The organism is Polynucleobacter sp. QLW-P1DATA-2, from assembly GCF_001870365.1.
Classification (GTDB): domain Bacteria; phylum Pseudomonadota; class Gammaproteobacteria; order Burkholderiales; family Burkholderiaceae; genus Polynucleobacter.
In genome coordinates this window covers 247,996-266,962 of the sequence record NZ_LZMQ01000001.1, presented here as the reverse complement: position 1 = coordinate 266,962, position 18,967 = coordinate 247,996, and the positions used below count along the sequence as shown (strand labels likewise).

At 43.9% G+C, this 18,967-nt stretch carries 14 protein-coding genes, 2 pseudogenes and 1 riboswitch; of the genes and pseudogenes, 9 read left to right on the top strand and 7 right to left on the bottom strand.

Annotated features, from left to right (window positions below):
- Positions 1 to 8: 8 nt before the first annotated feature.
- Positions 9 to 582 (bottom strand): annotated as a pseudogene (locus A9236_RS01400) (TMEM165/GDT1 family protein).
- Positions 583 to 588: 6 nt separating this feature from the next.
- Positions 589 to 765: riboswitch (yybP-ykoY riboswitch) on the bottom strand.
- 224 nt (positions 766 to 989) lie between these two features.
- Complete coding sequence (locus tag A9236_RS01395; RefSeq protein ID WP_071467706.1) at positions 990 to 1,976, bottom strand: helix-turn-helix transcriptional regulator; 987 nt, start codon at positions 1,974 to 1,976, stop codon at positions 990 to 992.
- A gap of 155 nt (positions 1,977 to 2,131) precedes the next feature.
- On the opposite strand from A9236_RS01395, the gene A9236_RS01390 reads away from it, so the two are divergent.
- Positions 2,132 to 5,704, top strand: coding sequence for an autotransporter outer membrane beta-barrel domain-containing protein (locus A9236_RS01390; RefSeq protein ID WP_071467705.1), 3,573 nt, complete (start codon positions 2,132 to 2,134; stop codon positions 5,702 to 5,704).
- A 100-nt stretch (positions 5,705 to 5,804) separates the two neighbouring features.
- On the opposite strand, the gene A9236_RS01385 is transcribed toward A9236_RS01390, so the two are convergent.
- Entirely contained in the window at positions 5,805 to 6,299 is a 495-nt protein-coding gene (locus A9236_RS01385) for a hypothetical protein (protein WP_071467704.1), read from the bottom strand.
- Between the two features lie 149 nt (positions 6,300 to 6,448).
- Between A9236_RS01385 and A9236_RS01380 the strand changes: the two genes are divergently transcribed.
- Both A9236_RS01380 and A9236_RS01375 read left to right on the top strand, forming a co-directional pair.
- Positions 6,449 to 8,026, top strand: coding sequence for a diguanylate cyclase domain-containing protein (locus tag A9236_RS01380; RefSeq protein ID WP_071467703.1), 1,578 nt, complete (start codon positions 6,449 to 6,451; stop codon positions 8,024 to 8,026).
- A gap of 75 nt (positions 8,027 to 8,101) precedes the next feature.
- Positions 8,102 to 8,407: a hypothetical protein gene (locus tag A9236_RS01375; protein ID WP_143070562.1), complete on the top strand. Its 306-nt coding sequence runs from the start codon at positions 8,102 to 8,104 to the stop codon at positions 8,405 to 8,407.
- 162 nt (positions 8,408 to 8,569) lie between these two features.
- On the opposite strand, the gene A9236_RS01370 is transcribed toward A9236_RS01375, so the two are convergent.
- The 3 genes and pseudogenes from A9236_RS01370 to A9236_RS11510 all read right to left on the bottom strand — a co-directional run.
- Complete coding sequence (locus A9236_RS01370; RefSeq protein ID WP_071467701.1) at positions 8,570 to 9,193, bottom strand: tyrosine-type recombinase/integrase; 624 nt, start codon at positions 9,191 to 9,193, stop codon at positions 8,570 to 8,572.
- 191 nt (positions 9,194 to 9,384) lie between these two features.
- Positions 9,385 to 13,212, bottom strand: a complete 3,828-nt coding sequence (locus A9236_RS01365) for an autotransporter outer membrane beta-barrel domain-containing protein (protein WP_236638663.1) — start codon at positions 13,210 to 13,212, stop codon at positions 9,385 to 9,387.
- Between the two features lie 48 nt (positions 13,213 to 13,260).
- A pseudogene (locus tag A9236_RS11510) lies at positions 13,261 to 13,356 on the bottom strand (ESPR domain-containing protein); the annotation flags it as partial.
- Positions 13,357 to 13,649: 293 nt separating this feature from the next.
- Between A9236_RS11510 and A9236_RS01360 the strand changes: the two are divergent.
- The 3 genes from A9236_RS01360 to A9236_RS01350 are packed head-to-tail and all read left to right on the top strand — an operon-like array spanning position 13,650 to position 15,712.
- Positions 13,650 to 14,690: a hypothetical protein gene (locus tag A9236_RS01360; protein ID WP_071467699.1), complete on the top strand. Its 1,041-nt coding sequence runs from the start codon at positions 13,650 to 13,652 to the stop codon at positions 14,688 to 14,690.
- A gap of 2 nt (positions 14,691 to 14,692) precedes the next feature.
- A complete protein-coding gene (locus tag A9236_RS01355; RefSeq protein WP_071467698.1) occupies positions 14,693 to 14,935 on the top strand; it encodes an acyl carrier protein in 243 nt (80 codons plus the stop codon).
- 9 nt (positions 14,936 to 14,944) lie between these two features.
- Entirely contained in the window at positions 14,945 to 15,712 is a 768-nt protein-coding gene (locus A9236_RS01350; protein ID WP_071467697.1) for a hypothetical protein, read from the top strand.
- Positions 15,713 to 15,920: 208 nt separating this feature from the next.
- Here A9236_RS01350 and A9236_RS01345 read toward each other — a convergent pair whose 3' ends face one another.
- Positions 15,921 to 16,658 (bottom strand): hypothetical protein, encoded by a 738-nt coding sequence (locus A9236_RS01345; protein WP_071467696.1) that lies wholly within the window; start codon positions 16,656 to 16,658, stop codon positions 15,921 to 15,923.
- A 422-nt stretch (positions 16,659 to 17,080) separates the two neighbouring features.
- On the opposite strand from A9236_RS01345, the gene A9236_RS01335 reads away from it, so the two are divergent.
- From A9236_RS01335 to A9236_RS01325, 3 genes are all read left to right on the top strand, one after another.
- Complete coding sequence (locus A9236_RS01335; protein ID WP_071467694.1) at positions 17,081 to 17,440, top strand: hypothetical protein; 360 nt, start codon at positions 17,081 to 17,083, stop codon at positions 17,438 to 17,440.
- A gap of 201 nt (positions 17,441 to 17,641) precedes the next feature.
- Positions 17,642 to 18,340, top strand: a complete 699-nt coding sequence (locus A9236_RS01330) for a TnsA endonuclease N-terminal domain-containing protein (RefSeq protein WP_071467693.1) — start codon at positions 17,642 to 17,644, stop codon at positions 18,338 to 18,340.
- The gene (locus A9236_RS01325) at positions 18,337 to 18,864 is read left to right on the top strand and encodes a hypothetical protein (protein ID WP_071467692.1); all 528 of its coding nucleotides are present in this window, start codon (positions 18,337 to 18,339) and stop codon (positions 18,862 to 18,864) included. The genes A9236_RS01330 and A9236_RS01325 overlap by 4 nt, the downstream gene beginning before the upstream one ends.
- The last annotated feature ends 103 nt before the right edge of the window (positions 18,865 to 18,967 follow it).

Here is an 18,967-nt window from a genome sequence, read left to right as displayed (position 1 = left end):
GTATTTCCTTAAAATAGCTTATCAACTTCAAGTAACGTCAACACACCCATAATCGCAAAAATAGCAGCGGCAATGGAGTGAACCAACTTCATTGGAATCTTTGCCGCAAACTTATTACCTACAAATACTGCTGGTACATCCGCAATGAGCATTCCTAAGGTTGTTCCAACTACAACAGCAAGTGGTGCTGCATAGTGAGCCGCTAATGCGATGGTGGCTAGTTGTGTCTTGTCTCCCATCTCCGCTAAGAAGAAGGGTGATGAAGGTTGCGCCAAATACACCTAAGTGTTTTGCCACTTGAGTCTCTTCTTCCTCAATCTTGTCGGGTATCAAAGTCCAAATTGCCATGCCAATAAATGATGCACCAAGAATCCATCGCAAAACTTCAGGATTAACCATTGAAGTAATCCAAGCCCCTAGAGCACCAGCTAAGCCGTGATTGATGATAGTTGCGGCAAGGATACCCAAAATGATGGGAATCGGTTTCTTAAAACGAGCCGCAAGAATAAATGCCAGCAATTGGGTTTTATCGCCCATTTCAGCAAGAGCCACAACGCCAGTAGAGATTAAGAGTGAATCCATTTTGATAGTCCTCTAGGCTGTGACATAAACAAATGACTACAACACACCCACAGCCTAAGTAAGTGTTTGTAGTCAAAAGTCTTGCCAAGTATTTAAACCGCTTACACCATAAGCCTAAGCTCAAGTATGTTGATGTAAGCCATCTTCTGTAGAGAAGAGAGGCTACTCCCTAGTGACAATTAAATTATAACAAGATCAATATGACGAACTTATGACTTCGCATTGACTGCTATGGGTCATTTTGAGCTAGCCATTAGCAAGTAGGGTGACGGACTGCTTTGCAGTCAACATCAGCCCATCGCAGCCCTGACGATTTAGTGTCGGTTTGACCTGACTCGGAGGTGTCCGGTTACGAGACGTTCAGGTGGCTCTTATGGGGTGGCAGAGAACGGCCAGAATCGGACGTGCTACTTGCGCAATGTTCCAGGTGAATAACCAAACTTATTCTTAAAAGCGGTGATGAAGTGATTCACGTGTGAATAGCCCAAGTTATCAGCTAGAACTTTCATCTGTAGGTTTGTGGTTTCAAGGACCATGTGAGCTTGATTGAGGCGATGATTCACTACAAATGAATAAATTGATTCACCATACTCTTTAACAAATTCAGCATTCAGAAGACGGACCGATATTCCATGCTGTTTTGAAATCTCGCTCAGGGTAGGTAGGGCGCCTTCTAAACCCAATAGATATTGATGTAAACCTCTTACTATTACTCGTCGTTTTTGATTTACTGATGTTTTGCTGGGCTCAGTATTGGAATGAACCAATAAAGCGCTTAAATACTCAACAACCTTTGCTTGGGAGAATAGTTTTTTGGCTTCTCCATGCATTTTGTTTGTATGAGTGCTGCGCAATAGGTTGGAGATGAAGATTGGGCATGTTTTGACTAAGGCCTGTGGTGCAGGTGTTAACCCAAGCCATTTCAAAAGCGTTTCACTAGACTCTTCACCAAGAATTGAATCAAGCACAGAGCGACCGATGAACATGGCCGTCATCTCACTATCGTTTGACCCATCAAGATAGGATTGAGTATCCACCTTGTCGCCGTATCTAAATAAGTCATTGCCTTGATTAAATATTAAGTTGACCTTGGGAAATTGCTCGTGATGAGCAAACTGGCCATGCGTTGCAACTTGTACGCTCAATGTGGGTTCTGGAAAGTCGGAGGTAAATGCCGTGAGTGGAACAAGCGCTCCCTTTGCAGCAGGCTCAAACGTATGGACCCCGTGAAATAAAGTCATCCCCATTGTGAGTCTCTGAACTTCCATCGATCCTTTGCCTAGTTCTGGGCTAATAGGCATAGGCATTCGCTCAACACTAGCATCAGCATCAATACGAAACGCAGGGGTATTAGTGAGCCATTCTAGGTTGTAGCTAGAGAATCTTGATTTCATGACGACATTCTAGCTAGCGGATTTAACAATACAACCAGAAAGCATTAATTCGTAGAAATAAGGCTTTAATTCGTAGAGTTTAGGAGTGAATTCGTAGATGGAAAAAATGAACGGAAAAATAAAATTCTGTAATACCAATCCTTGTTCCATCACTCATGAATTCTCGGCTCCAAAACGTCAATGCACGGGCATTTACTCAAAATATTCTAGTATTTTTCGTCACATTAATATTAAGTCATGTGGCGTTAGCAGCAAACTCTGCTTGCATTACCAGCCCTGGTGTAATAAATAGTCCTTGTAATGATGTGGTATGGATTGCTAATGACCTTACTGTAAACAGTTCAGTCGGAGCTACAGGAGCGTTTGCTCTTAAGGCGAATTCAAATGGAACCTTCAATCTAACTAATAATGGATCTATATCTAATTCAACCTCATCAGGGATTTCTTATTTAAGTCCCCATGGTGGAGATATTACAAATAGCCTAAGTAAAACAATATCTGGGGGCGTAATTTCTGACGGCGGTTCTGGAAATTACACTGGAGGCGCAATAAATAATCAAGGACACATTGGTAATATTCAAAATCTGGGCTCAATTGATGGCGGCATAGTCTCTTGGGGTAACCAGGGCCCCGTGATCAATAAAATCCAAAATTCTGGGTCTATAACTGGCGGCATCCAAAGTGATGGCACTATATCCAGCGCTTCAATTGTTCATGGGATTGAAAATAGTGGTTTTATTATCGGCGGCATCGCTAATACCGGAAGCAGTGCTCCATTTTTTTCGGTTATTTCTGGTGGAATTATAAATAGTGGCACTATCGCTGACGGCATCAGTAATTTTGGGGGGTCCCAGATTGATTTGATTCGGAACTCTACCAGCGCAAGCATCATTACTGGGGGTATATCCAATAGCACTGGATCCACAATTGAAAATATCAGCAATTCTGGCGCTATCACTGACAGCAATAATGCTATTTACAGCGACGGTAGGATTGGAGCCTTAAGCAATAACTCTGGTGGCTTGATTCAGTCGCTTGCTACTAGTGGCGTTGCCTTAAATTTAGATGTTAATTCAAGCATTCCGACTTTAACGAACGCCGGAACAATAAGTGGTGGGGCAAATGCGATTTACAGTGGCGGCTCAATTGGCGAGTTGAACAATAATCTTGGCGGTGTAATTGAGGCTACTGTCCCTAGCAGTAACGCCCTATCACTGGACTCGGGATCAATCATTAACACCTTGAATAATAATTTTGGAGGCGAGATTCGAGCTAATGTAAGCGGTGGTACTGCTATTACCCTGGATCCCGGCTCAAGTATTACGACCTTAAAAAATGCCGGAACAATTAGTGGTGGTGCAGATGGCATATCTTTAGTCGGAGCCACCATTACAAAATTAACTAATACGGGTTCAATAATTGGTACTTCGGGTTACGGTATTCGATCGGATGCCTACAGTTCCATTGTTACCCTGAACAACTTGCAAGGTCAAGGTAATATAGCTGGTCCGTTAACTTACACAGGCACGCTTCCTACTAACTACAACATCATCATTAATGACACGAACCATTACGGTCAACTTGCTGGATTTTCTATTACTGGCGGTTTAACTTTTGGTGTCGATTCTTCTTCTATCCTTTCGGCGCAAACTTACCTTGCTGTCTTGTCAGGGTTAACAAGTTCAAACATTACCAACTACAGCTCAATCTTTAACACCTGGACTAACTTCAATAGCTCATACAAGTGGGAGTTAATCGCTGGTGCGAACCCTACAACTTGGGATTTGGTGGTTGCTGCACTCGCACCTCCACCACCAGTTGCAACCAATATTACTGGGGCAGGAACTATCTATCAGTCTTCCAATCTTGGCACGACAGTAAACCCTGTCTTTGATGGTGGCACCTTGCAGGTATCTAATGCAGGATCGGTTACCCCATCATTCACTATCACTAGCAACAACGGCGTGATTGATCAAAATGGAGTTGCATCAAACTTCACCGGCAACATCACCAATAGTGGAGCAGGCGTTAATGGAAAGCTCACGATTGTTAATAGTGGGGCTGGCGGTTCTGTAGCCCTATCAGGCAACAATACATACTCTGGCGGAACGGAAGTACAAGCCGGCGCTAATCTTTCTATTAGTTCAGCCAACAATATTGGCTCAGGCACCTTAGCGTTGGTCGGAAGCAGCACCATTCCAGCTACCTTAACTACGACTGCCTCAATGACACTGAATAATCAATTAACCGTGTCTGGCGACCCAGTATTTAATGTAGCATCTGGCACAACGACAACCATTAGCAGCCCAATTACCAATGGGGTTACTGCAGGCGATGTGGTGGTGGAAGGTGGCGGTATCTTGGCCTTAACTGCTGCCAATACATATACTGGACTGACTAGTATCACTGCCGGCTCTACCTTAGCTTTATCTGGCGCCGGTTTAATTGCCGCATCAAGCAACGTTACCAATAACGGCACGTTTAACATCGCTGGAAAGACTAGTAACGTGAGTGTTGCTAGTTACACCCAAGGTACTACTGGTACTTTGGCGATGGGCATAGCACCAAGCAATACACCAAAATTAAATGTAGCTGGCGTAGCGTCATTAGCTGGCGGTCTATCTCTAACTGCTAGCTCTGGATCTTATGCTCCGGGTAAGTACACCTTACTAACTGCTAATGGCGGTGTCACAGGTTCATTTGGCAATCTAACAACCAACCTGTCTTCTTACACAAGGTTGGGTTACGGATTAGCCTACGATGCCAATGATGTGTATTTGGTATTCACTCCTAACGTAGCTGACACCCAGCAATCTTTAGTAAACACCGCATCAGCATTACAAAACATCTACACACTGCAAAACTCTGTTCTGGCAAATAGCTTCTCTTACGACTGTAATGAGTTTGGCGCTAACGGGGTTTGTATCTCAGTGGGTGGTCGTAACACTGCAGTATCTGCTGCCAATGGCCTGAACAACACGAGCGGTTTATTGATTGCAGCTTATCGCCCACATCAAAACTATCGTATCGGCGCGTACGTTGATCAAAACCTATCGGTAAACAATGCTGGATCAACGGTTAACCTCGGCAATAACACGCCGCTAATTGGCCTGTTTGGTGCTTGGAATGAGCGTCTTGATGGAACTGGTGCAGAAGTAAAAGTATCCGCAGCTTACGGCCAAAAGAATACGACCATCAATCGTCAAGTGGTCGGTACATCTGAGGCGGGCTCCGGTTCTTCGCAGCTAAACAGCCAAGGTGCACAAGTAACGGCTAAGTATGGCTTTGGAGTTGTAGAACACGTAATTGTTGCTCCATACGTCGGCATTCGTTATACCCAGAACAATATGGGCGGCTATACCGAAGGCACTAGCGCCACAGTTACAGCACCACTAACTTACTCAGCGCTTAATACCAACGCAACAACTGCCTTGGCTGGCCTTGGCGCTTCCTATAGGTTTATTCCTCAAGCAGGGGTCTTTGGAAGTGTTGGTGTAGAAACAGATACCAATACAGCTAATGGTACTTACTCTGCTACTGGAGTAACTGGATTAACGCCAATCAACTTTAATGCTAATCCCGTTAAAACCAGGCCAACCGCTACTATTGGGGCTTATTACGATATAGAGAAGAACCAGCGTTTAGGTATCAATGGCATCTACCGCCAAGAGCCATTTCAAGCAGTGTCTACTACCAGTGTGATGGCGACTTATACGATTGGTATGTAAAGGGCTTAATGACTCAAATGGGTCGGAAACTGTCCAATGGGGTGCGCTAGACCCAGATGCCTCAAATCGGCCAACTGCAGACTCAAATAGATCCTTACATTTAAGACTTTTTGTTTACTGCGTCCACAATCTCTCTGGCTTGGTTGGATAAACGTACTGCCTCAGCCGCAGAATCAGCCGCCATCCTTGATGCCGCTGCGGCCTCGGTAGACGCTTTTAGCAATGACTCCTCTGCTTGGTGGGCAACCGCTGCTGAAGCCGCCGCCGCAGCCGCGGCAGCTGCTGCTGCCGACTCTACAGCTGCCAAAGCCGCTGCAACTGCTGCCGTGACTGCTGTTTCAACAACCTTGTGCAATGTTGGATTTCCTGAGGCTTCTTTTGCGGCCATCATGGCATTCATTGCGGCTATTCGAGATTGCTCGGTCGATTTAGCTGCGCGCTTGGCAGCTTCAGATGACTGAAGGGTTAGTTCATTTAGTGATGACAGGGCAACCAAATAGCTTTTACTAACACCCTTATAGGTATTGCGTAGATCTTCTAAATCAGCCTGCATTTCTGCTAGTTTTTTATAGACTAGCTCGAGTTCTTGACTCATTATTTATTTCCTTATTGATGTTATGTGTCAACAATACTCCCTTAAGAGTGCCAATAGGAAGTATTCAAAAATGTTCTGAAGCGGTGCATAAACCAATAAATATTCAACAGAATAAGTATTCACGTCATATTCAGGCGTATTCTGAGTAGATGAAGGATAAAGGTCGAGCAACAAAATCAAACGGTAGCAGCCGACAGAGACTATCTGACTTATTAAGGTCGGTTGATGAACTAAATGCGTCTATCAAATCAGAGAAAAGAAAGCTGGTTGAAATTGCATCGCCACTAGACCTAATGGAGTTGCGGGCTGAAAAGGCTGAGAAAGCTGCAAAAGCTGGTGACGTTGCGCTTGAAGCTTTAAAAATCCTACAAAAAAATAGTCTGGAAATTATCAGGGCTGGTGACATTGCTATGGCCGCCTTGCGCGCTACTATCAGGGAGAATGACGCTGATGCTGCTGAGAAACAAATGGCACTTGAGGAGCTTGCCAAAGTTATTGAGAAAAATACCGTCAGCCTAAAAGCATCGGCATTGGCATTTAGTGCAGTAAATGAGTTGGCTTTCCATGATGAGTTAACGGGCCTGCCAAATAGAAGATTGCTAAATGATCGGCTATGGCAAATTATTGCCAACAACAAACGTTGGGATAGTTATAGCGCCGCTATTTTTATAGATTTAGACAAGTTTAAGCTCCTTAATGATGAATTTGGACATGAGGCAGGTGATGAACTTTTAATAGCAGTTGGAAAACGATTGCAACACTGTGTGCGCGAAACAGATACGGTTGCCCGTTATGGTGGCGATGAGTTTGTAATCTTGTTAAGCAGACTGAATGGCAATCTAGTAGAAGCTAGGGCTGAAGCTGAAGAGGTCGCAAATAAAATACTTGCTAGCATGGCTGCGCCTTATAAAGTGCATGTTCATCAGAATCATGATCCAGTTGCGGTAATTGATTATCAATGTTTTGGCAGCATTGGTGTTGCTATGTTTGGCGGTGATGACACTGAGGCAAATAGCATTCTTGATTGGGCTGATGAGGCTATGTATTGGGCTAAAAGTGAGGGTGGAAAGACGGTACGCATTTACGATGCCAAAAACTCTACGGAACAAACCTTAATAGGGCTTTATGAATTAGCAACTCACAATGATATTGAGACGGCTAATCATGGAATAAGGACGCGGCAATACGTCAAGACGTTAGCCAATAGAGCCAAGGACATGAACCTGTTCCCCGGAGAGCTTACCAACCAAATTATTGAGCGCTTGTTTAAAACCACCCAACTTCACGATATTGGTAAAACCAAGATACCGTATGCAATTATTCATAAGAAGGAGAAGTTAACGCCAGAGGAGTGGGTTGAGATGAAAAAGCACACTACTTATGGCGCAGACATTCTACGGGCTGCCAAGAAGCAAAACACTAGCTTGAGCGACTTTCTTAATACCGCAATAGATGTGGCAGAGGCGCATCATGAGCGCTGGGACGGAACAGGATACCCAAAAGGTTTAGCCAAGGATGACATTCCATTAGCGGGACGACTTATGGCAATTGCCGACGTTTATGACGCCTTAATCAGTAAGCGAAGTTATAAAAACGCATGGACTCATAAGGATGCGGTTAACGAGATTGTGTCCAAAGTCGGCACTCAATTTGACCCCCTTTTAGTAGAGGCATTCAAATTGGAAGAAGATCACTTCAATTTAATAGCTGAGAATGCAATAGACTAAAAAGACGTAATACAAATCAATGATCAGCCTGAAAATAAGATTAATGCTTATGCGCAGCACTTGCTAGATAGAGTGGTGGCGTTAAGGCATGAAGTCGACAATCTAAGTCACGCTTATGTGATCGTCAATGAGCGATTTACTAAACTATCTTCACATACTCATTTGGCTACCATCGCCTCGCTTAAAGAGGCAATTAACGCTGAAGAATTAGCAAGACTTTGTCTTGTATCTTGCAAAATTGCTCACAATGCCGCACTTGTGCTTGACGATCCAGTGCTTATTGAGGTTACAAGCAATTCTGTATCAAAGGCTGAAACTGCTTACACAACCTCTCAGGCCTCATCCTACGCTAATGTTGCAAGACAAGCTGGTGAGTCATGAAGATAAATTGGCAGCCAATTATTTAATTTGGTTAAGTAATTGCTTTGGGCTTTGAACGGCCGCTTAGGGTCGGATTGAGCCTATCGCCCAAAGTCCATCTGATTGTCTGCTTATAAGAGAGGGGCAGACTGCGGCGATGGCATTAACGCAGCCTCCCCAATTTCAAACCTCAGTTTGTTCTGCCATCTCTAAAGCGTCGTCTACTTCAATGCCTAGGTAACGAACTGTGCTTTCTAGCTTGGTATGGCCGAGCAGTAACTGAATTGCTCGTAGGTTTTTAGTCCGGCGATAGATTAAAGAAACCTTAGTGCGGCGCATGGTGTGCGTTCCATAGTTTGCTGACTCCAAACCAATAGAGCAAACCCAACTATGCACAATCCTAGCGTACTGCCTAGTCGATAAATGTGGAGATTCTTTAATCCGACTGGGAAAGAGATAATCCTCCAAGTGCAAACTATCTGCCCGAATCCATTGCTCAACTGCAGTCCTTGTTAATTCGGTAATTTCAAACTGAACTGGTCGATGGGTCTTTTGTTGCAATATGTTGGCTCTAGATGAAACATGGTCTCCAGTCGCGATATCTCGAACTTTTAACTTAACTAGGTCACAAGCTCTTAATTTGCTGTCGATAGCCAAATTAAAAAGAGCCAAATCTCGCTTACTGCCATTGAGTTGCAATCGGACTCGAATGGCCCAAATATCTTTTAACTTAAGCGGTGCTTTCTGCCCTGTCAGTTTGCCTTTGTTCCAGGGTTCTTTATGCGTAGTTGCAATAAGCTGTTCCATGACATTCTCCTTGTGTGAAAGGGAATACCACTTTGCGCTGAATTAATGGCATCAGCAAGGACTCTAGAAATCTCAAAAGCAGTCATTCAAGCTAGTTAGCTACTGGAGGCAAATATCGACCCAAAGCAGCCTTTTATAGACAAGAAAAAACCCGCCGAAGCGAGCTTCTCTTTGAAGCTAAATCAGTTTGATTACAAACCCACCGTATAAGTCGCCATCACCGTAGTTGATTGAACGGCCTGATATGGCTCTTGTCTGTAGATGCCGGTAATACCTAGACGCTGGTTCTTCGCAATGTCATAGTAAGCGCCAATTGTAGCTGTGGGTCTTGTTTTCACCGGATTAATATTGAAATTAATCGGGGTTAAACCACTAACTCCGGTAGCAGCATAAGTGCCATTAGCAGTATTGGTGTCGGTTTCCACACCGGCACTTGCAAAGACAGTTGCTTGCGGAATATATCGGTATTGAGCACCAACACCAGCCAATGCAGTTGTAGCGTTGGTATTGAGTGCCGAGTAAGTCAATGGGGCCGTTACAGAACTTGATGTACTTTCGGTATAGCCATTCATATTGCTCTGGGTGTAGCGCATTCCAATATATGGTGAGACGATGACATTCTCCATAATGCCAAAGCCATATTTAGCAGTCACTTGAGCTCCTTGACTGTTGATTGGAGCACCTCCGCTACCCGCCTCAGAAGAACCCGAACCAGTACCAACCACTTGTCTTGTTACGGTTGAATTCTTTTGACCATAGGCGGCTGATACCTTAACTTCAGTGCCGGTGCCATCCAGTCTTTCATTCCATGCACCAAACAGACCGATCAATGGAGTGTTGTTACCAAGATTGACTGTAATGCCAGCATTATTAGTTGAAAGGTTTTGGTCAGCATAGACGCCAATACGATAGTTGGGATGCGGACGATAAGCGGCAATCAGCAATGCACTGGTGTTATTTAAACCATTGTATGCAGATACTGCCGTATTACGACCACCAGCAGAAATACAAATATTATTTCGGTCAAAAACTTGGCAGTCGTAGGTAAAGCTATTAGTCAGCGCAGTATTGAGGATAGTAAAGGTACCTTGCAGTGCCTGAGATGTATTGACTAAAGATTGCTGAGTATTGACAGTGGAAGGTCCATTACTAAAGAGGCTGAGGTAAACATCATTCGCATCATAAGAAAGTGCATAAGCCAAATTAGTGTAATTGGATAAGTTAGCGTTTAGTGAGCTAAAAGTACCTGTAACGCCACCAGCCGAAGTCAACAGAGTGTACTTGCCAGCAGAGTATGTTCCGGCAGTCGCTGTTAGGGCTAGACCGCCTGCCAATACTGCGGCTCCTGAAACATTCAGGCGTTGATTGGCAGCTGGGGCAAAGCTCATCGCCAGATTACCCGCAGAGCCTTGTGTGTAGTTCGCTACGGTAACGTTGCCTGTTTTGCTCGCAATGTTGAAGGTGCCGTTGTTAGTCACTCCACTAGAGTTGGCAATAGAACCTGATCCTGCTAAAGCCAAAGTAGAACCAGCGCCTACTGAAGTTAAGCCAGTATAGGTATTGGTAGCCGTTAAATCTAAAGTACCCCCTCCTGCCACAACAACATCTCCGGGTGCATTGCCTCCTACACCACCATTTACGATAGGTGAAGAGACGGTAGTAGTGGTGCCTGTTGCAATATTAAAGACGGGATCGCCAGCAACGGTAATAGCATTAGCGATGGTGGTTGTACCGGTTACATTCAAGGTAGCCGGAACAGTGCTGCTTCCCACCAAAGCCAATGTGCCAGTACCCAAAGCGCTAGCTGCTGGAATCGTGAGGGCGGCGCCTGACTGAACCGAAACACCACCCGTAAAGCCAGAGTTATTTCCTGATAGAGTTTGATTGCCGCCAGCGATATTGATAGCACCAGAGCCAGTGACTGCACCCGATAAATTACCGGTAGCATTGGTAATGGCTAGGGTTTGAGTGCCTAAATTGGTTGTGCCAGTCCCTGAGATTGCTTTAACGCTTGCACCACTAGTTGTATTGGAAATATCAAATGTGCCGTTATTAGTAACTCCGCTAGAAGTAGCAATGGAACCTATGCCTGCCAATGCCAAGGTGGCGCCGCTATTAATGGTAGTGGAGCCAGTATAGGTATTAATCCCGCTAAACGTAACGGAACCGCCGCTACCAGTATTGGTAATTGCAATTGAGCCAGGAGTGCCACTAACCGCATCGGAAATGATCCCTGTGAAATTAGAAGCCACACCATTTTGATCAATCACACCATTGTTACTATTGACGGTAAAGTTATTAGCAATAATTCCAGTTGAAGAAACTTGTAAGGTGCCGCCATCAAAAATAGGGTTAACTGAAGTACCTAGGTCGGAAGATTGGTAGATGGTACCGGCACCAGCAATATCAGTGGCAGGCAATCGATTAAAAGCAAGATCCCAAATTCCAGAACTACCTTCTTCAAGCAAGCTCCAATTAGCAAGGCCAAAGGATCCCAAAAGGTCCGAAAAGTAGCCCGAGTTTACACCGGATATAACCCCGGTATAGAGTAATTGTGTAACGTATGAGCCAGTAGCAACACCAAAAATTGTTGTGCTGGGAAGGCTTGATGGATCGTAATTTAACTGCCCATAATAAGTTGGGCTATTAATGATAATGTTGTAGTTAGCTGGCAAAATACCACTAAAAGTTAGCGCAGTTTGTGCAGCAGGACCGCCTGAAGCAATACCACCTTGAGCATTATTTAGAGTGGTGATTACTCCGGCGTTTGTAATTCCGAAAGTACCAGTACCACCCGCAGTAACGCTACCCAAGTTAGTTAAGGTCGTTAAGACCCCGCCCGTCTGAACCTCAACACCTGCGCCCCCGTTGCCTCCAGAGCCTCCGGTAATAGTGGCACCAGCATTATTTGTAATCGAAAAAAGTGAACTACTACTCACGCCAGCCCCAGCACTCGCCGATCCGCCAGCGTTGCCCCCTATGATGGAGCCGGAGTTTACAAGAGAAAAGTTGTCACCTAAGACACCGGCACCGCCAGCGCCATCGCCGCTTCCGCCCAAAGATATGCCGCCAGAACCGCCCGTAATAGTTGCACCCAAGTGATTGGTAAGCGCAAAGTTTGACCCGCCAACACCAGCACCACCTGCACCTAAGAAGTTAGCATACAAACCGGCGCTACCCGCGCCACCATTTATTGAACCATCATTAATCAAAATAGATGTAGTAAGGGATGAAAGTATACTGACGCCATTTCCACCCGCCCCAGATGTTAGGGCGCCTCCGCTACCGACTCCGCCAACTCCGCCAGAAATAGTAGCACCGAGATTATTTGTTAAGCTAAGTCCAGCGCCGCTTAATCCAGCACCACCCGCCCCACTTGTGCCGCCAGTATCCCCCCCCACCCCTCCGGCACCGCCAATAATTCTTCCGTTGTTAACTACATTAATGGCATCTCCAAATACGCCGGATCCACCATCGCCAGCCCCTGCAGCAGCCCCGCCTAATCCGCCAGCCCCTCCAGTAATGATCCATGGCCCATTAGTCAAAAGAGATCCTGGTGAGCCATATACTCCAACGCCACCGCCACCGCCACCGCCAGCACCCAGGATATTAGGAGCCAACATACCGGCATCGCCGCCAGCCCCGCCGGTAATATCTTGTGAGGTTGTAACGGCTCCACTTGCAGAACTGATAACTAATTTTGTTGAACCACCACCACCGGCGCTATTGAGTGAGCCTGGTGAGCCGTCCACGGCACTACTGCCGACGGCTCCCAGACCACCAGTGCCTGTAGAACCATTCCCGCCATTACCACCATTTGATACTCCACCACCACCGCCACCACCACCTATTTCGCTTAAATTGATACCGCCTATACCCCCACTGCCACCACCGCCAGCTCCTAGCCCGGCAACACCAACGCTAGGGCCTGATGCGCTGCCCCCATCGCCCCCGGGAGCAGTCTGTGCAAACGCTTGACTGGAAGCTACCCCACAAAAGCTAGTAATAGCGACAGTCAAAACATGGTGCTTGAAGTTAAAAATAGGGGGCTTTTCTCTATTTGTTGAATTTGATGAGCACTTAGAGCTTGACTTGACCAACTCCGAACATACCTGTAGGACCCCAAGGGACTTATTAAAGATAAGGCGATAGGTTTTATTCACGGAGGTCTACTTGGAGTTAAGCAAGAATTTTATAAATGAATGGTGAGTGAACGTATATTACCAAATACAGCAAAAACCCATAAAACCGATTCAATTTGGAGTATTAGTTCTACCTAGAATGCACTTCAGGCTCTTATTATCAAAAATTGTATAACCAAAGTTGACCAATATAAATAGAAAATTGCCCCCGGGGATCGGTAGAAATCAAAAGGAATCACCACTTTTTCTAACGCATACAATATAAAAACTTATATAAATTCTTATTGCTAGTCGTTTGTCTAATTAACCAAACTATGTCTTATCTACTTCGCCTTAGGCAATACATAAATGAGCCTAGCTCACTAAATCTGCAAAATGAATGGATAGCCCTAGACAACTCAGACCAGCCAGCAATCTTAGTTTACGGTGAGAGCTTATCTTTAGCTCTGCTTAAGTCAGATAAGCTTGCACCCACCAATTTTATTGAGTACTACAAAAAGCTGCTTAGACTTCCCGATCGAAGCCTCCCAACAATTGATAATATTTTTAAATGGTCTCCAGTTCTACTTCACGGCGAAGATCACCTTCAGTCTCGAAAAATCTTTTCCAAGAAATATAGATTAATCGAAGAGGAATTGCAGATTTGGTTGCCAGACTATACAACCAATTTTTTTTCATCAATCTCAACGGATGATGTAATCAATCCAATTCAATTAGTGGCTAATTATATTAGCGGATTCTTCCGTGAAATTTTGGCTCAGGATCTAAATATTAGCCAAACTGAAATCCCTCCTCTACCCCCCAAACTTTTCTTTTTGACTCACCCATTGGTGAAAGTAGTCGATGTTGAAAGTAAATTAAATGCACTAAAAGAATTCCTAGAAAAAACTTTACTTCGTCAAAAAAGAGATCCTTCAGAAATATGGACACTTTTAGCCGTCATTGTTGCAGGCTTTGAAGCGCTTGAGGGAACCCTAATATACGGGGTGACGAAGGATCCAGACATTGGAGCGGCTTGGGATGCTAAAACATTAATTCGAGATGCTGCAGCAGTTAACTTTATTGGAAGAAGGGCGCTGGAGAATTTTTCAATAGGTGACTTCACGATAGCAAAAAATCAAGAGTTGTATGTTTGCCCATCTCTAGTGCATAAACATATGGGCACAAATAACCTGGAGAGTAATGAGCGCTCATTTTCATTTGGCAAAGGAGTCCACACTTGTATTGGACAAACAATTTCAATAAGTGTCATTAATTCATTTATTGCAGAGTGGCATTTATTCCTCAGACACCACCCAAAGATTGCGCCCGTAAAATATTTAAGAGATTTCAACCTAACATTTACTTTAAGGTAAAAATGACCCCTACTGAAATTCATAGTTTTGAGAATCTACTAAAAATAGTCGATCAAGCTAAAGTCATTAATTTACCTGCTGTTGATGCGCTGCCCATGACGATGTTAGATTTAGGAATGGATTCATTGCACTTAATTAGCCTATCAGTAGCATTTGAGGATTCATGCAAATTAAAAATAGATATTGATAATTTGACCGATCAATCCACTCTAGCGGAATTACTGAATAACTTAAAGCTGCTTTAATTTGTTAATATGGATCCATATCAAGGACTATCACCAGTCATTGGCATCATTCGCGATGCCGTTAAGAGAGCCCTAAATCTCAATCCGAAACCCAATCTAGAAATTCTTTTTTTGGATGTATGGAGATTTGCTTCAAAGAATTTGGAAATTGCCCAACACTTGCCGGTCGGCAAGCTATTTTGTGATACACAGCTAACAAAAAATGAATTGCTTTTGCTGCTCATTGTTCAAATAATTAGGCAGTATGGACTAGATTTATGCCCAACCATCCAGCTGTCTAATAAAGAAACATTTGAAGAGCTTGGCAAGCTTGCCGGACCAGCTACCGTATGCGGCGTACATACTGGATTTGCTTTTCTACCAACCATTATGGCTCCGTTCGGAAGGAAGGTGTCCATTATTTCCTCCGATAATGATATACGTGACACCCTTACAAGATCAGGTAGAGAGGGGTATATTGAAGTTATTCCTCGCGATCTTTTTTCCTTTATACGCCTGAGAAACTCTATGCACAAGGCTAATTTATGCGTTTGCTCGGTTGACTACTCAGACGGAAAATTATTTCAGTTTATTAGCCCAAGCCTATTTGAATTTTCATCACTCAATAAATTCCCTGTTTATTTTTTTAAGAGCGAAGTTAATGACGAGGGCAAAGTTCAGGTTGGACTTAAAAAAAGTGAGTTCTTACAAGATCCATCAAAATCAGCTGAAGAATTTATCCTATACATAACTGCCAATCAAAATCCAGCACGAGAATTATCAATTAAGAAAATTTAAACACTAAATAGTAGGTAAATTTTACCCCTTACACCTCCTAAAACCAGCTTTGGTCAAATAATCTCTCTAGTCCACAAGTAAGACAATTAATAGCTGTGGTCTTTTTTTGCATATGACACTCATTGGCCGGTCTGAGACGACCAAATCTCTAAAATTACCCCGTCTTGAATGGCTGCAAGAGACTAAATAAGGGACTGAAGCTTGCTGGCTAGGACGGTTCAAAAACGCGAATTACCTGAATATTCTGAACTCTCTTGAGGGCCTCCAAAAAACACTCTTGGCCAAAATCCCCAAGCCTTTCTTCAAGATAGTCTTTTAATGAATCGGTATGTATCTTCAGTACCCGTTCAAAACGGGCCGATATTGTTGTTTTAGCAAAAAAATAATAAAGAATCATCAGATATACCCGAGTTATTTCATTTAAATCTGCGGCTTGTAGTCGCAACATTTCCATTGGATTGACTGGATGCTGAACATCGACATCTGGATTGCGTCCGTAGCGCCAGCTTTCTATCTTTGGAAGTGGATATCTTTCCACTCCATGCTCGCGAAATACATCATCAATACGGCTAAATATTTCTTGCTCGCTGATTGTTTTAAGTTCAAACAACTCCCAGAGTTTGGAATTAAAAACAATCGCTGTGCCTTCAAAATCAGGGTGATCATTAACCCCTTTTATCAATTCAGCAAGACTAATTCGGCCTTTACTACCCGGGGAAACACCATTGCGACTAATCTTTTCAAACACCTTTGGTGGCTCATCAAAAGTCTCCTCGGGATCACCTAAGAACATTTCATCTAAAGCCTTGTAACTAAGTTTGGTGCAGCTCTTTACTTCTAAGGCCCATAACCTAACGCGCGCTTTTTCGAGGGGCGCCTTCTTTTGCCCTCCACGGAGTTTTTTCTGCTTCAACTCTTCGACTGGGGACGTTTGAATCGGATTCATGGTTCCTTGAGTTTAGGTGAACCCTATTTCAAAATGAGAATTCTTTAAATATTCATACCAAGTGACCAAAAGATTAAATAAACCAGTTCGGTATAGCCTGTCTGGCCATACCCCTGCTCCTACGCATTGCCACTTAGCCCTCAAAACCTCCATTGATTCCTTAATGGTTAAGGGGATTGGTGTTGTATGTAAATCTAAAGAGGCTTTATGAAAGTGCCACAAGAAAACTCAGTCTGGATAAGCCACTTAATAGCCAAAGAGAATCGAAAATTATTTTCAAAAAAATTAATAAAACTATTGACATTAACTGGGTTTTACAATCTCCGCTTGACAAATACCCTTACAAGGCCTATAATTGAACCTCACTCAAATATAACTGCCGTCCTTCAAGGGGATGGTCCTTCGGAAAGTAGTCAAGCAATATGAATGCATCTAGCATCATTACAACTGGTCTTAAGGCCTGCATAACCAGGTCTTTCCATCAAATTGACCCAGATCTACGCAATAGCTTTTGCAACGAAGCCATTAAAGACTTCCCATGCAATGCTCGCGATATCAAAAAGTCTCATCCTTTATTTCAGCGCGTAACAAAAGCTGACCTCAATGGATTACGGACAACATTTTTCCAACAGCAATCTCAGTATTTCATTCTATTAAAGAGATATCTCCGCCTTGGTGAGAAATCCTTCAATGCTCAATTGAACAGCTTAGCCGCGAATCTAGCCACGTGGCCGGTAGACGTAGCCACCTCTTTAGAAGAAATGGGGGCAAGCAAAATGTAAAAAGCCAACTCGACCCTGAGGGTTAAATTGGCTTGACCGATTAAATCGGGTTACTACGTCTGTAAACAAAGTATATCCGTTTCTTTGTGACAAGCAAATAGATTCCCTCAGTTTTTTAGATAAACCGCTCACGCGGTCAGGGGGAGTTTTTGCCTAAAAAACCGCGAACTCCCAAATCAATATGTCACAAAGGAGTTATCCATGTTTCAGTTCTACCAAGAAAACGGGAAATACTATTCTCGCACCAACAACTTTCAACACAAGCCCCTGCCTTTAGCAAGACAGCCAGGAGGTAAGCGTAAAGCCCCGCATCGCCGCATTACATATCTCAACATTCCCTTTCTTCAACGTGATTTGATTGTTTGTGAATCTGATCTGGAGCGTGATTGCGCCATTATTGTTTCTCTTAACCCCGAGGTTTTGCGGATAGATGCCCAACCTCAAACATTTGACTTGGGTATCTATGGTCAGTACACGCCAGACTTTCTCGTGACCTATAAATCACTGCCGCCTTCCTATATAGAAGCTAAACCAGATGTATTTGCACAAGAACCCCAGACATGGGAAAAGATTTTGGCTGCACATCGTTATTTCAAATCCAATGGGGTTGTTTACGAATTGATGACCGATCTAGATATCGAGAAAAAGAATCGTCACCTCAATGCGACCTATATCCATCGCTGTGCAAAGTTAGCCATACCAGCGCAGCAAAGCCAGGCCATTATTGATGTAGTTAATCGCTATCCCAAAGGTATTCGGGTCGAAGACTTACAGGCGATAACTGGTCTATTAACAGACCATATTTTGCACTGCGTAGGGCAGCGTCAAATCACCCTGAATCATTGTTTTGAATATCAACCCTTGAGCATGGTGTACCCATTGCAAGGAGAGTGCAAATGATGCCATATGCCATCCAAAGCGGCTTCTCTGTTTTGTACGAAGAAACTGAATATGAGTTTGAGCGCGTTAGCGTTGATCGGTTTGGCGAACAATCGATCAGTCTGATCAATCGTAGGCTCAATTTACCAACTACCTTTTCCGAGGCTGAGATTTGTCAAAAGATTCAATCAGAGGAAATGAAGTTACTTACCAGTGGGTTGCACATTAAGCCTGGAGTAGTAGCAAAGCCAACCTTATTTAAGTCTTCTAGCTATCTATGTAAGTATGAAAATCAGGTTCACGCTTACTGCATAGGCATGGAGCAGCGTGGCATCACTAAAGGTATGCGCAAAAAGGTTCGCTGGGCAATTTCTGAAATCGCCAAGGAAATTAACGATAACGACCCGCCAAAAGACTCCACCGTAATGCGTTGGCTAAGAATCACAGGAGGCAACTCGAAAAAATTACAAACTCGTTACAGAAAGCTTTATCGCCCAAAAAAGAGCCTCACGCAAAGCGCCAGAAGTAATCGCTGTAGCCAATGAAATCTTAGATAACTACTATTTCATTAGCAAATTACATGCGCAAAAACCAGAAGACATTGAAACATGTACAGCCCGCATCAATGCTGAATTGGCCAACCGTGGA

Bases quoted from the DNA above. Each gene is read 5' to 3' on its own strand.
- A9236_RS01390 (WP_071467705.1), top strand. From the start codon at position 2,132: ATGAATTCTCGGCTCCAAAACGTCAATGCACGGGCATTTACTCAAAAT.
- A9236_RS01370 (WP_071467701.1), bottom strand. From the start codon at position 9,193: ATGGAACAGCTTATTGCAACTACGCATAAAGAACCCTGGAACAAAGGC.
- A9236_RS01350 (WP_071467697.1), top strand. From the start codon at position 14,945: ATGGATCCATATCAAGGACTATCACCAGTCATTGGCATCATTCGCGAT.
- A9236_RS01330 (WP_071467693.1), top strand. From the start codon at position 17,642: ATGTTTCAGTTCTACCAAGAAAACGGGAAATACTATTCTCGCACCAAC.
- A9236_RS01380 (WP_071467703.1), top strand. From the start codon at position 6,449: ATGAAGGATAAAGGTCGAGCAACAAAATCAAACGGTAGCAGCCGACAG.
- A9236_RS01335 (WP_071467694.1), top strand. From the start codon at position 17,081: ATGAATGCATCTAGCATCATTACAACTGGTCTTAAGGCCTGCATAACC.
- A9236_RS01395 (WP_071467706.1), bottom strand. From the start codon at position 1,976: ATGAAATCAAGATTCTCTAGCTACAACCTAGAATGGCTCACTAATACC.
- A9236_RS01325 (WP_071467692.1), top strand. From the start codon at position 18,337: ATGATGCCATATGCCATCCAAAGCGGCTTCTCTGTTTTGTACGAAGAA.
- A9236_RS01360 (WP_071467699.1), top strand. From the start codon at position 13,650: ATGTCTTATCTACTTCGCCTTAGGCAATACATAAATGAGCCTAGCTCA.
- A9236_RS01355 (WP_071467698.1), top strand. From the start codon at position 14,693: ATGACCCCTACTGAAATTCATAGTTTTGAGAATCTACTAAAAATAGTC.
- A9236_RS01345 (WP_071467696.1), bottom strand. From the start codon at position 16,658: ATGAATCCGATTCAAACGTCCCCAGTCGAAGAGTTGAAGCAGAAAAAA.
- A9236_RS01385 (WP_071467704.1), bottom strand. From the start codon at position 6,299: ATGAGTCAAGAACTCGAGCTAGTCTATAAAAAACTAGCAGAAATGCAG.